Consider the following 13,307-nt stretch of genomic DNA (forward strand, 5'->3'; position numbering starts at 1 on the left):
CCGATCAGCCCTGCTTCTGCAGCTCGGCGTACTTGCGCTCCACGTCGTCGAGCCCGCCGATGTTGTAGAAGGCTTGCTCAGGGATGTGGTCCAGGTCGCCGTTGGCAATCGCGTTGAAGCCGTCCACGGTGTCCTTGATCGGCACCGTGGAGCCCTCCACACCGGTGAACTGCAGCGCAGTGTAGGTGTTCTGGGAGAGGAACTGCTCGATGCGGCGGGCACGGGCCACCAGGATCTTGTCCTCCTCGGAGAGCTCGTCCACACCGAGGATCGCGATGATGTCCTGCAGCTCCTTGTTCTTCTGCAGAATCTGCTTGACCCGGATCGCGCAGTCGTAGTGCTCCTGGCCGATGTACTGCGGGTCCAGGATGCGAGAGGTGGAGGTCAGCGGGTTCACTGCCGGGTAGAGACCGCGGGAAGCAATCGCACGGTCCAGCTCGGTGGTGGCGTCCAGGTGGGCGAACACATTGGCCGGGGCCGGGTCGGTGTAGTCATCGGCGGGCACATAGACAGCCTGCATCGAGGTGATGGAGTGGCCGCGGGTGGAGGTGATCCGTTCCTGGAGCACACCCATCTCATCGGCCAGGTTCGGCTGATAGCCCACCGCGGAGGGCATGCGGCCCAGCAGCGTGGAGACCTCGGAGCCGGCCTGGGAGAAGCGGAAAATGTTGTCGATGAACAGCAGCACGTCCTGGTTCTGCACATCGCGGAAGTACTCCGCCATGGTCAGTGCGCTCAGTGCCACGCGCAGACGGGTTCCCGGCGGCTCGTCCATCTGGCCGAACACCAGGGCGGTGTCTTTGAGCACCCCGGCTTCTTCCATCTCGACCCAGAGGTCGTTGCCCTCACGGGTGCGCTCGCCCACACCGGCGAATACCGAGGTGCCGCCGAAGTTGCGGGCCACACGGGTGATCATCTCCTGGATGAGCACGGTCTTGCCCACACCGGCGCCGCCGAACAGACCGATCTTGCCGCCCTTGATGTAGGGGGTGAGCAGGTCGATGACCTTGATACCGGTCTCCAGCATCTCGGTGGAGCCCTCCAGCTGGTCGAAGCCGGGGGCACGCCGGTGGATGGGCCAGCGCTCGGTGACCTCCAGCTGATCGGAGGGAATGTCCAGGGTGTCGCCGAGCACGTTGAAGATGTGCCCCTTGACGGCGTCACCCACCGGCACCGAGATCGGCGCTCCGGTGTCCTGGACCTGCACCCCGCGCACCAGGCCGTCGGTGGCCTGCAGGGAGATGGCACGCACAAGGTTGTCGCCCAGGTGGGCGGCGACCTCGAAGGTGATCGTCTTGGTCTCACCGCCCAGGGTCAGCTCAGCGTTCAGCGCGTTATACATCTTGGGGATGGCATCGGCGGGGAACTCAATGTCCACCACCGGGCCGATGACCCGGGCGACCCGGCCGGTCGCGCCGGGCTGCACGGCCCCTGTGGGCTGTTCTGCAGTAGTGGCAGTCATCTCTCTCACTTTCAATTACGACGACGCCAGCGCGTCGGCACCGGCGATGAGCTCGGAGAGCTCCTGGGTGATCTCGGCCTGGCGCGCGTTGTTGCGCAGCAGGGTGTACTTCAGGATGAGGTCGTTGGCGTTGTCGCCGGCAGACTTCATGGCCCTCTGGCGGGCGGCCAGCTCCGAGGCCGAGGCCTCCAGCATGGCGGAGAAGATCCGGGACTCGATGTACTTGGGCAGCAGCGCGTCCAGCACCTCCTCCGCGGATGGCTCGAACTCGTAGAGCGGGTGGGCAGCGGGCTCATCGGCCTCCACCACGGCCAGCGGGAGCAGGCGCTTGACCACCGGTTCCTGGGTGACCATGGATTGGAACTCTGTGTAGACCAGATAGATCTCGTCCACCCCGCCCTCTTCGGTAGGCTGGATGAACCGGTCCACCAGGGTCTTGCCGATCTCCTGGCCCACGGTGACCACAGGGTTGTCCGTGTTGCCGGTCCAGACCTGGTCATACTCCCGGGAGCGGAAGTCGTAGAAGGCTTGGGCCTTGCGGCCGTAGAGGTAGGGCCGGGCCTCCACGCCCTGATCCTTCAGCGTGGCCAGCAGCGACTCGGACTGTTTGATCACATTGGTGGAGTAGGCCCCTGCCAGGCCGCGGTCGGAGGCCATGATCAGTACAGCGGCACGTTGGGGCTGCGCCACCTTCTCGGTCAGCACGTGGTCGATGTCGTCCTGAGCGGCCACTGCTGCCACGGCGCGGGTGATCGCCTCGGCGTACGGAGTGGAGGCCTGGGCGCGAGAGCGCGCCTTGCCCACCCGTGCGGTGGCGATCAGCTCCATCGCTTTGAAGATCTTCTTCATCGACGAGGTCGATCGGATCTTGTCGCGATAGACCCGAATCTGGGCTCCCATGCGTGTCCTTCCTTAGGTCTTCAGATGCGTACAGCAGCCTCAGGCCTTGAGCTCTTCCTGCTGAATCTCGGCGGCGTCCATGGCGATGGCCTCCTCAGTACCGACCAGCGACTCGGACTCCCCGGCCTGGAACTGGCTCTTGAACTCCTTGATGCCAGAGTTCAGAGCCTCCACGGTGTCATCCTCCAGCTTGCCGCTGGCGGCGATATTGGTCAGCACATCGGTCTTGCGCTTGAGGTAGTCGATCCACTCGGCCTCGAAGCGCTTGACGTCACCGACTTCCACATCGTCCAGGTGGCCCTGGGAGCCGGCCCAGATGGCGACAACCTGCTCCTCCACCGGATAAGGGGTGTACTGCGGCTGCTTGAGCAGCTCGGTCTGCACCTCACCGCGGGTCAGCTGAGCACGGGTGGCGGGGTCCAGGTCCGAGGCGAACATGGCGAAAGCCTGCATATCCCGGTACTGGGCAAGGTCCAGCTTCAGGGTTCCGGAGACCTTCTTCATCGCCTTGGTCTGTGCGGCACCGCCCACCCGGGACACCGAGATGCCCACATCCACAGCGGGCCGCTGGTTGGCGTTGAACAGGTCGGACTGCAGGAAGATCTGGCCGTCGGTGATGGAGATGACGTTGGTGGGGATGAAGGCACCCACGTCATTGGCCTTGGTCTCGATGATCGGGAACCCGGTCATCGAACCAGCGCCGAGTTCATCAGAGAGCTTGGCGCAGCGCTCCAGCAGGCGGGAGTGCAGGTAGAACACATCGCCGGGGAATGCCTCACGGCCCGGCGGGCGGCGCAGCAGCAGCGAGATCGCGCGGTAGGCCTCAGCCTGCTTGGACAGGTCGTCGAACACGATCAGCACGTGCTTGCCGCCGTACATCCAGTGCTGGCCGATCGCAGAGCCGGCGAAGGGTGCCAGGTACTTGAAGCCGGAGGGGTCGGAGGCCGGAGCTGCCACGATGGTGGTGTACTCCAGGGCACCCTGCTCGGCCAGGGTCTGGCGCACCGCAGCGATGGTGGAGGCCTTCTGGCCCACCGCCACGTAGACACAGCGCACCTGCTTGTCGACATCGCCGGTGGCCCAGTTGTCCTTCTGGTTCAGGATGGTGTCGATGGCGATGGCGGTCTTGCCGGTCTGGCGGTCGCCGATGATCAGCTGGCGCTGGCCGCGGCCGATCGGGATCATCGCGTCGATCGCCTTGATGCCGGTCTGCAGCGGTTCGTGCACCGACTTGCGCTGGGTGACCCCGGGTGCCTGCAGCTCCAGGGCACGGCGGTCTTCAGCCTCGATCTCGCCGAGGCCGTCGATGGGTGCGCCCAGCGGATCCACCACACGGCCCAGGAACTTGTCTCCCACCGGCACGGAGAGAATCTCTCCGGTGCGGGTGACCTCCTGGCCCTCTTCGATGCCGGAGAACTCGCCGAGGATCACCACACCGATCTCACGGGTGTCTAGGTTCTGGGCGAGTCCCAGCGTGCCGTCCTCAAAGCGCAGCAGCTCGTTCGACATGGCCGAGGGCAGACCCTCGACTCGTGCGATGCCGTCGGCCGCGGAGATCACGCGACCGACCTCGGTGCGCTCTGCGCTGCCCGGGTCGTAGGACGCCGCAAACTCGTTCAAGGCATTGCGAACGTCGTCGGCGTTGATGGTCAGATCGGCCATCTGCTTCTCCCTGCTCTCCTGTATTTGGTGGCCGCCTGTGACGGCCGTACGGTTCAGTTGGTGTTCTTGGGCCAGCGCGCAAGCGCTAGCCGGAAATCTTTCGGCTCAGGCTGCTCAGTCGGGAGGCGAGGGTGCTGTCAACCACCTCGTCACCGACCTGAACCCGGATACCGCCGACCACTGAGGGGTCGACGGCGACGTCTAGCTTCAGTTCTCTGCCGAAGTACTTATCAAGGCTGGCAGAGAGTTTCTCCAGGTAGGAGCTGTCCAGGTCCTTGGCCACGGTCACCTGGGCGATCCAGCGCTGCTGCCGGGCCGCAACCGCTGAGGCGAAACGCTCGATCAGTGCCGAGGGGCGCGCTCCGCGCGAGGCGGTGACCGCCCGGTCGATGAGCAGCCGGGCTTCCGCGGAGACCTGGGGGCTCAGCGATGCGGCCAGCTTCTGCTTGGCTGCGGCTGGTGCCTGGTGGTCGGTGAACGCATGCTGGAGCTCATGCGACTCAGCGATGGTGCGCCGGAAGCTCAGCAGCGCGGACTCCAGCGCTTCCAGGCCCTGCAGGCCGTCCCGTTCGACCTTGGCTGCCACCACGGTGACGGCCAATGCTTCCACACCATCGCCGAGATCGCGTTCAGCACCCCAGCGGCGGGAGACCACAGCCTCCAGGATTCGCACAGTGGCATCCTGGGCCTTGGAGCCAAAGAGCGAGTGGACCACACCGGTGCGGGCAGCCGGCTCCCGAGAGGGGTCTGTCAGCGAACGGCGCAGCGCCGCGGAGCTGTCGATGACGTCCAGGGCGCTGAACAGCTCATCGGCCACCGCAAGGTCGGCGGAGGCGATGGTCTCCGCCAGATCACTCTGCAGCGAGCCGAAGGATTCGCTGGAGGCGCTGGATCCGCTGAACTGGACTGCCATTACTGTGCTGCCCCCTGGGTCTGCTGCTCAGCGTCGAGGTCTGCCAGGAACCGATCGATCACGCGCTGGGAGCGGGCGTCGTCGTCCAGTGCCTCACCGACGATCTTGGAGGCCAGCTCGGTGGCCAGCGCTCCGACATCGGTCCGCAGCGATGCAGCTGCGGCGGCGCGGTCGGCCTCAATCTGGGCATGCGCCTGCTCGCGGATGCGTGCGCCCTCCGCAGCAGCCTTCTCCTGGGCCTCGGTCACAATCTGGGCGGCTTCGGCACGGGCTTCCTCGCGCAGGGCGGCGGCCGCGGTGCGGGAGTCGGCCAGCTGCTTCTCGTACTCCGCCTTCAGCGCAGCGGCCTCAGCCTTGGCCTCCTCAGCCTGGTTAATGCCGCCTTCGATCGCCTCAATGCGGTTCTGGTAGGTCTGCTCGAACTTCGGAGCAATCCACTTGATGACGATGAAGAGCAGCACCAGGAACCCGATGCCGGCCACAGCGGCTTCCCAGGGGTTGGGGAACAGCGGGTTGGCGTCGCCCTCCGCTGCCTGGACCAGTGCTGTGCTGATCATGTGTTCACCCATCTTTTCTCGGATCTGTTGGTCTTCGGGCTGCCGGTGGTCCCGGCAGGCTGAGCGTTCTCTAGCGGCTGGCTAGAGCACGAAGGCGAAGACGATGGCCAGAATGAACACGGCCTCAGCCAGTGCGAAGCCGAGCAGCGCGATCGGCTGCAGCACGCGCTGAGCCTCGGGCTGGCGGGCAACACCGTTGAGGTAGGCAGCGAAGACCAGGCCGATGGCGATGGCAGCGCCGAGTCCGGCGATGCCCATACCGAGCATGTTCAGGGAGCCGTCCATGTGTTTCTCTCTTTCTTGTCTCGCTCCCGGTGGCTTTCACCGGGAACTCGTACGGGAACTTAGGGGTCAGGTGGTCAAGGCGGTCAGTGTGCGTCGGCTTCTATGGAGCCTTGGATATAGATGGCAGTCAGCAGGGCGAACACGAAGGCCTGCAGCACCATCATGATCAGCTCCAGGAAGTACAGCGGCACTGATCCGAGCAGGATCGCCACGCCCAGACCGGTGTTGAACGCACCCTCGGCCTGGGTGATCAGGAACTCCGCGCCGGAGCCGCAGAGCATCACGATGATGTGTCCGGCCAGCATCACGGCCATCAAACGCAGGCTGTGGGTCAACGGGCGGATCACAAAGTTGGAGAGGAACTCCAGCGGGGTGAGGATGATCAGCAGCGGCTTGGGCACACCGGAGGGCACGGTCATCAGCTTCATGAACTTTGCACCGTACAGTTTGAAGCCCAGCGCCACCCAGGTGATCCAGATGATTCCGGCCATCGCGTAGGCGGGGCCGGCGTGGCTGAAGGTGGGCATCTGCAGGAACGGGATCGCGCCGAACAGATTGTTGAACAGCACGAAGAAGAACACGGTGAACAGCAGCGGGATCCAGGGCTTGAAGTGCTTATCGCCCAGGATGTCGCGACCAATGGTGTTGCGCACAAAACCGTAGGCGCCCTCGGCCAGGAACTGGCCGCGGGAGGGCACCAGGGCCTGCTTGCGGATCGCGGCGCTGAACAGCCACCAGATGAGAATAACGGCCAGAACAGCCATCAGCATGTTCTTGCCGAAGCCAGTGCCCCATTCGGCCATCCACGGGAAAATCTCCGGGAGGTGGGTCTCACTGATAGTAGGCGGCTGGAAACCGTCCTCTTCGGCGGCACTCAGGGCAAGCGATGACAACGCTGGTCCTCTCATCGGTCGTCGAATGATCGAGACATACTGATCTCGGCTTCGGGCGAGGGAAGTCGGCGCAGAGATTACCTGCCGCAGCCCGCGCCAAGCCTACCAAAGTCTTGCTACGGATTTCGGCACGTGATCCGTGCTGTGATAACACTACTACAACGAGTAGAAAAACCCCGCATCGGCTCAGTCGGCTGCAGAAGCTGTTCCTACGGCCAGGCGCATCTTCGCGAAGCTCATCACCTCGACGATCTGCCAGACCAGCAGCACAGCCACCCCGGTTCCCAGCGCCCAAGCTGGATCCAGCCACTCCCCCACTCGCACCATCGGCAGCACCAGGGCCAGCACGGCGAGCTTGAGCGCAAATCCGATCATGAACAGCGGGATGGCCAACTGGGGTCGGTTGCGCTCAGCCCAGTCGATCAGGGCCAGGGAGAGAAAAGAGAGTATGACGACGAGGCCTCCGGCTGCAGCCGCCGAGGCAGCCGCTTCTGCCCCACTCACCAGAGCTGCGGCGGTGGTGCCCAAGCCGAGGCAGACCAGGCCCGCGGACGTCGTCGTCATAAGAACCCTGCGCCATCCGGTGCTCATGTGTTCTCTCCTGAGCGGGTGCGGCGGACGGCACGCTGGTTGATCCGTGTGGCCCGTCGGCGCATCCAGGGCCCCAGGGTGAGCACCGTGGCCACCGCCAGTGTGACCGCCATGGCCAAGCCGACCAGCCACCAGGGCAGGAAGTTGAAGGAGATCGAGCCGAAGGCGATCACCGCGGCCCAGAGGTAGAGCAGCAGCACCGCCTGGGGGTGGGAATAGCCGGAGTCCAGCAGCTTATGGTGCAGGTGGCCGCGGTCGGGGCTGAATGGGACTTGGCCGCGCAGGGTGCGGCGGATGACGGCGAGCACCAGGTCGAGCACCGGCAGCACCATCACTGCCAGGGGCAGCAGCACCGGCATATAGGCAGGGATGTTGCGGAAGCGGAACTGTTCCTGGTGCAGTTCCAGGGAACTGGTGGCGATCAGCGCTCCGACCACCATGACCAGTCCCAGCAGCATAGCGCCGGTATCGCCCATGAAGATTTTGGAGGGGTGGAAGTTGTGCGGCAGGAAGCCCAGGCAGGCACCCACCAGCACTGCCATCAGCAGGGTGGCCAGGTGCGAGGGCTCAAACTCACGGATGGACAGGGTCAGCAGGTAGCTGTAGATGAAGAAGGCTGAGCCGCCGATGGCGGCCACCCCGGCAGCCAGACCGTCCAGTCCGTCGATGAAGTTGAAGGCATTGATGGTCAGCACCACCAGGAACACAGTGAGGAAGCCCTGCAGCAGCGGACCGCCCACCCCCAGCCAGCCCACCGGCATGACCTCAAGCTGGATGCCGTAGAGCACCAGGATGATACCGGAGCCCACCTGGGCAACGAGTTTGAGCAGCCAGTGAACGTCCCAGGCATCGTCGGCCATACCGATGATCACGATCAGCGTCATGGCCAGGATGACACCGAGGACCTGGGTGCGGTCGGTGAAAATCCCAGAGAACAGCGGAATCAGCGCGGAGACGGCAATCCCGGCGAGCATTCCGATATAGATGGCCACTCCGCCCCAACGCGGCTTGACTTCGGTATGGATGTCCCGTGAACGAATCCCGGTGTAGATGCCCATCCGCAGAGAGAGCTTGCGGACCGGTGGTGTCAGCGCATAGGTGACTACGGCCGACACGGTCAGCACGAGCAGGAAATAGATCATCCGCGGGGTACCGCCCCCTGGTCGGAGTCGTCCTCGGAAGAGGCGCCGTCCCCGGAGCCGGGGCCACGCACATCCGGCACCACGGCCTGCAGCTCATGCAGGGGGATGGCCCCGTCACGCACCACCACAGGCTTCTCCCGGGTGCAGTCGATAATGGTGGAGGCCCGCTGGGTGCTGCGCTCCCCGCCGTCCAGGTAGACGGTCACTGACTCGGCGAGCATCTCTTGGGCGGCAGCGGCAGTGGTGGCGGCTGGCAGCCCGGTGCGATTGGCGCTGGAGACCGCCATCGGGCCCACCGCGTTGAGCAGATCCAGGGCAATCTCATCGGCAGGCATGCGCAGAGCTACAGTGCCGCGGGTCTCGCCGAGGTCCCAGGCCAGCGAGGGCTGGGCTCTCAGGATGATGGTCAATCCGCCGGGCCAGAAGGTCTCAGCCAGAACGCGGGCGGTCTCGGGGATCTCATCGGCCAGGGCATCCATCACCTGGGGGCGGCCGATCAGCACCGGCGGGGGCATTGTGCGGTTGCGGCCTTTGGCAGCCAGCAGCACGGCCACCGCCTGCGGGCTGAAGGCGTCCGACCCGATCCCGTAGACCGTGTCAGTGGGCAGCACCACGGGTTCGCCGCGGCGTACCGCTGCGGCTGCGGCTTCGATTCCGGCCTCGCGGTGCTGCGGGCTGGACAGGTCGATCCTCTGGCTCACGCGCTGTATTCTTTCACGCTCAGGCCTGCTTCTGGCGCAGCTGCGCACCCCTGCCCGCCGTGACCGGACTGGTGAACACCGCAGAAATCGCCCTGTCCCGGCCAGTGAGGTCCTGGTGGGTGGTCACTGCGCTCAGGCTCGGTTCTGCCGCACAGAACTCGGCCAGCGCCGCAGCTTGGACTTCTGCGTGCTCCAGGATCAGCCAGCCGCCGGAGGTCAGGATTCGCTTGGCGGTCTCGATCACTGCCCGAGGCAGCTCCAGCCCGTCCGCTCCCCCACCGTAGAGCGCAATCTCGGGGTCATGCTCACGGACTTCCTTCTCGGCGGGCACCATATCGGGAGGGATATACGGCGGATTGGACACCACCAGGTCGAAGCCCTCAGCTGGGCTCTTCCGCCTGGCGTGGCCGTCCTGATTCCCCTTGGAGCCCCCGCCCACGGGTTGATGTACCCATTTTCGGTGTTCTGAGCCCTGCTCCGGACCGTTTGGAACCGATATTGGGCACATCAATTCCGCAAAGGCCGCAGTGGCGGGGAAATCGCGGAGGTCGCAGCGGTGCAGGGTGACCGGCGCTGCGCCTTCCGGGAGGTTCTGGAAATTCAGCTGGGCCCAGGCGGCTGCCTCCTCGGAGACCTCCACTGCGTGGACTTCGGCGGCCGGGAATTCAGCCGCCATCGAGGCCGCAATGGCCCCTGAGCCGGTGCCCAGGTCAACGACCCTGGGGCGTACCAGGCCGCCGGCTGCCATCTCGCGCAGCCGGGCCAGGGCCAGCTCAACGACGGTCTCGGTCTCTGGGCGCGGAACGAAGACGCCGGGACCCACGCGCAGCTCCAGAGTGCGGAAGGGGGCCCAGCCGGTCAGATGCTGCAGCGGGATCCTGCGGGCACGCTCGGCCACAAGGGCGGTGAGCTGCTCGGCGGCGTCGGTGATGTCCATCCCTGAACTGGCCTTGGCCTGGACCTCGCCTCTGCTGAACCCCAGCACATGGGCGGCCAGCAGTTCAGCATCAGCCCGCGGGCTGGGCACTTGCGCCTCGGCCAGCTGAGCCGCCGCGGCACGGAGCAGCGCTGAGAGCTCAGTCATCATCCTTGTTGAGCGCAGCGAGCCGCTCCTGCTCATCCATCTGGATGCAGGAGGCGATCACGGCGTCCAGGTCCCCGTTGATCACCGCGTCCAGGTTGTAGGCCTTGTAGCCGGTGCGGTGGTCGGCAATCCGGTTCTCCGGGAAATTGTAGGTGCGGATGCGTTCGGAGCGGTCCATGGTGCGCACCTGGGACTTCCGGGCCTCAGCGGACTCTGCGTCCAACTGCTCCTGCTGGTGGGCCAGCAGGCGGGAGCGCAGCACCCGCATGGCGGCCTCCTTGTTCTGCAGCTGGGACTTCTCATTCTGCATGGCCACCACGATGCCAGTGGGAAGGTGGGTGATCCGTACCGCAGAGTCGGTGGTGTTCACCGACTGGCCGCCGGGCCCCGAGGAGCGGTAGACATCAATCTTGAGATCGTTCTGCGCGATCTCGATCTCCTCGGGCTCGTCCACCTCGGGCAGCACCAGCACCCCGGCGGCCGAGGTGTGGATGCGGCCCTGGGACTCGGTCTCCGGGACGCGCTGGACGCGGTGCACCCCGCCCTCGAACTTCAGCTGGGCGTAGACGCCCTCGGCAGGATCATTGGTGTTGGCCTTGATCGCCACCTGGACGTCCTTATACCCGCCGAGATCCGAGGCCGTGGAGGAGATGATCTCAGTCTTCCAGCCCTTGGACTCAGCGTAGCGGGTGTACATCCGCAGCAGGTCCCCGGCGAACAGTGCCGCCTCGTCCCCGCCGGCACCGCCCTTGATCTCCAGGATGGCGTTGCGGACATCGTTCTCATCGCGCGGGATGAGCATCCGCAGCAGCTTCTCGGAGGCTTCCTCGAGCTGTTCCTGGAGCCGGGGCACCTCAGCAGCGAGCTCGGCGTCGTCCTCTGCGAACTCCTGGGCGGTCTCCAGGTCGTCCTGCAGCTGGGAGACGCGGCCGTGTGCCTCCACCACGCCACTGAGCTGGGCGTAGCGGCGGCCGAGCTTGCGGGCCAGAGCCTGGTCAGTATGCGTCTCAGGCTCGGCCAGCCTAGCCTGCAGCTCCTTGTGCTCGGCCAGCAGGCCGGTCACGGAGTCGAACATTCCCATGACTATTTGTCGCCGTTGCCGCCCAGGGTGGTCTTCTGGGTCAGCAGCAGGAACTCTGCATTGGAGCTGGTCTCCTTGATCTTCTTCAGCAGCAGGTCAAGGCCCTGCTCCTGCTCCAGGCCGGAGAGCACGCGGCGCAGCTTCCACATGATCTGGACCTCATCGCCGGAGAGCAGGTTCTCCTCACGACGGGTGGAGGACTCGGAGACGCTGATCGCCGGGAAGATCCGCTTATCAGCCAGACGGCGGCTGAGCCGCAGCTCCATATTGCCGGTGCCCTTGAACTCTTCGAAGATCACCTCGTCCATCTTCGATCCGGTCTCTACCAGGGCGGTGGCCAGGATGGTCAGCGATCCGCCGTGCTCGATATTGCGGGCGGCGCCGAAGAAGCGCTTGGGCGGGTAGAGCGCGTTGGCGTCCACACCGCCGGAGAGAATACGGCCCGACGCCGGAGCGGCAGTGTTGTAGGCACGGCCCAGGCGGGTCATGGAGTCCAGGAGGACCACCACGTCCTTGCCCAGCTCCACCAGGCGCTTGGCGCGCTCGATGGCCAGCTCGGCCACGGTGGTGTGGTCGTCAGCGGGCCGGTCGAAGGTGGAGGCGATGACCTCGCCGTCCACAGTGCGCTGCATATCGGTGACTTCCTCAGGGCGCTCATCGACCAGCACCATCATCAGGTGCACCTCGGGGTTATTGGTCTTGATCGCCTGGGCCAGGGCCTGCAGGATCATCGTCTTGCCGGCCTTGGGAGGGGAGACGATGAGGCCGCGCTGACCCTTGCCGATAGGAGCCACCAGGTCAATGACGCGGGGGGCGAGGTTCTTGGGGTCACCCTCCAGGCGCAGCCGGTCCTGAGGATAGAGAGGAGTGAGTTTGTTGAACTCGACCCGCTCGGTATTGGCCTCCACGGGGCGGCCGTTGACCTTCTCCACCTTGACCAGGGCGGCGAACTTCTGCCGCTTATTGGGCTTCTGGTTCTCGTTGGGGGCCTTGATGAAGCCGGTGACCACATCGCCCTTGCGCAGACTGTTCTTCTTGACCTGCTGCAGAGAGACGTAGACGTCGTTCTGACCGGGCAGGTAGCCGGAGGTGCGCACAAAGGCGTAGTTGTCCAGCACATCGAGGATACCGGCGATCGGGATCAGCTGGTCCTCGTCAGTGACCTGCTCGTCGTCGAACTCAGGACCGCGGTTGCGGTCGTTGCGGTCGCGCCGGTTGCGGTTGCGGTCATTGCGGTTCCGGCGGCGGTTGCGCCGGTCGTTGCGGTCATCTCGGTTATTGCCGCCACGATCGTCGTCGTTGTCGCGCCCCTGGCTGTCCTGATCGGACTGGTCGCGGGAATCCTCATTGCCTCCGCCCTGCTGGCGATCCTGGTGGTCCTCAGACTTCTTCTGCTGGGACTTGCCCTGGTTCTCGCCACCCTGCTGGGCGTCGTCGTTCCTGCTCCGATCGTTGCGACTGCGGCGGTTGCGGCCACGGCCCTTGTCCTGGTCGGACTGTTCTTGCTGGTGGTCGGAGCTTTGCTCCGCCGCTGCCTCAGTCGCCTCGGAGGAGCCAGCATCCTGTTCGCTCTTCTTTCGGCTGGGTCGGTCGCCCTGCTCCTTCTGCTCCTTGGCACGGCCGTTCTTCTCGGCCTTCTTGGTATCCCGATCTGCCACGGCTCCGCCGCGCTGGTGGGCGGAGATCGCCTCTACCAGATCAGATTTGCGCATCCGGGAGGATCCGGCGATGCCGAGCTGGGAGGCCAGCGCCTTCAGCTGGGCCAGTTTGAGCCCGGCCAATCCGCTTCCGGTGCCGTTTGCTTCAGCATTGTTCTTCACATCCTGAGCCGCTGGGGCTTCAGTGGTGGTTTCTGTCACGAAGGTTTCCTTCTCCCTCGTCGGGCAGACTGCGTTCAGATGCAGCCAACGGTTTCCATGTCAGGCTTTCGCGCATACCTGCGGCATATAGATTCTCCTCAGATGCGTTCAATGACACACAAACAGGCTATGCACGGGTGCGGTACTGATGATTAGCCCATCTGGGAGAGCGCGAAC

Annotated in this window: 13 protein-coding genes; all 13 read right to left on the reverse strand. The window is 65.0% G+C overall.

Annotation, left to right across the window (positions count from 1 at the left end):
* Positions 1 to 4 precede the first annotated feature (4 nt).
* Positions 5 to 1,462, reverse strand: coding sequence for a F0F1 ATP synthase subunit beta (atpD, locus tag F0311_RS01300; RefSeq protein WP_150460162.1), 1,458 nt, complete (start codon positions 1,460 to 1,462; stop codon positions 5 to 7).
* Positions 1,463 to 1,477: 15 nt separating this feature from the next.
* Positions 1,478 to 2,362 (reverse strand): F0F1 ATP synthase subunit gamma, encoded by an 885-nt coding sequence (locus F0311_RS01305; RefSeq protein ID WP_150460163.1) that lies wholly within the window; start codon positions 2,360 to 2,362, stop codon positions 1,478 to 1,480.
* A gap of 39 nt (positions 2,363 to 2,401) precedes the next feature.
* Entirely contained in the window at positions 2,402 to 4,024 is a 1,623-nt protein-coding gene (atpA, locus tag F0311_RS01310) for a F0F1 ATP synthase subunit alpha (protein ID WP_150460164.1), read from the reverse strand.
* Between the two features lie 85 nt (positions 4,025 to 4,109).
* Positions 4,110 to 4,937 (reverse strand): F0F1 ATP synthase subunit delta, encoded by an 828-nt coding sequence (locus tag F0311_RS01315; protein ID WP_150460165.1) that lies wholly within the window; start codon positions 4,935 to 4,937, stop codon positions 4,110 to 4,112.
* Positions 4,937 to 5,494 (reverse strand): F0F1 ATP synthase subunit B, encoded by a 558-nt coding sequence (locus tag F0311_RS01320; RefSeq protein ID WP_150460166.1) that lies wholly within the window; start codon positions 5,492 to 5,494, stop codon positions 4,937 to 4,939. Before F0311_RS01320 ends, F0311_RS01315 begins: the two co-directional genes overlap by 1 nt.
* An 81-nt stretch (positions 5,495 to 5,575) precedes the next feature.
* Positions 5,576 to 5,779 carry an ATP synthase F0 subunit C gene (locus tag F0311_RS01325; protein ID WP_150460167.1) on the reverse strand — a complete coding sequence of 68 codons (204 nt, stop codon included), beginning with the start codon at positions 5,777 to 5,779 and terminating at the stop codon, positions 5,576 to 5,578.
* A gap of 83 nt (positions 5,780 to 5,862) precedes the next feature.
* Entirely contained in the window at positions 5,863 to 6,672 is an 810-nt protein-coding gene (gene atpB, locus F0311_RS01330) for a F0F1 ATP synthase subunit A (protein WP_223881057.1), read from the reverse strand.
* Between the two features lie 186 nt (positions 6,673 to 6,858).
* A complete protein-coding gene (locus tag F0311_RS01335) occupies positions 6,859 to 7,263 on the reverse strand; it encodes a hypothetical protein (RefSeq protein WP_150460169.1) in 405 nt (134 codons plus the stop codon).
* Complete coding sequence (locus tag F0311_RS01340) at positions 7,260 to 8,405, reverse strand: MraY family glycosyltransferase (RefSeq protein WP_150460170.1); 1,146 nt, start codon at positions 8,403 to 8,405, stop codon at positions 7,260 to 7,262. The genes F0311_RS01335 and F0311_RS01340 overlap by 4 nt, the downstream gene beginning before the upstream one ends.
* Positions 8,402 to 9,106, reverse strand: coding sequence for an L-threonylcarbamoyladenylate synthase (locus F0311_RS01345; RefSeq protein ID WP_191089676.1), 705 nt, complete (start codon positions 9,104 to 9,106; stop codon positions 8,402 to 8,404). Before F0311_RS01345 ends, F0311_RS01340 begins: the two co-directional genes overlap by 4 nt.
* 19 nt (positions 9,107 to 9,125) lie before the next feature.
* A complete protein-coding gene (locus F0311_RS18285; RefSeq protein WP_223881058.1) occupies positions 9,126 to 10,190 on the reverse strand; it encodes a N5-glutamine methyltransferase family protein in 1,065 nt (354 codons plus the stop codon).
* Positions 10,183 to 11,265, reverse strand: a complete 1,083-nt coding sequence (prfA, locus tag F0311_RS01355; protein WP_150460171.1) for a peptide chain release factor 1 — start codon at positions 11,263 to 11,265, stop codon at positions 10,183 to 10,185. Before prfA ends, F0311_RS18285 begins: the two co-directional genes overlap by 8 nt.
* Positions 11,266 to 11,273: 8 nt before the next feature.
* Positions 11,274 to 13,130, reverse strand: coding sequence for a transcription termination factor Rho (gene rho / locus F0311_RS01360; protein ID WP_150460172.1), 1,857 nt, complete (start codon positions 13,128 to 13,130; stop codon positions 11,274 to 11,276).
* Positions 13,131 to 13,307: the final 177 nt, after the last annotated feature.

This window comes from Nesterenkonia ebinurensis (assembly GCF_008711175.1).
Lineage (GTDB): Bacteria > Actinomycetota > Actinomycetes > Actinomycetales > Micrococcaceae > Nesterenkonia > Nesterenkonia ebinurensis.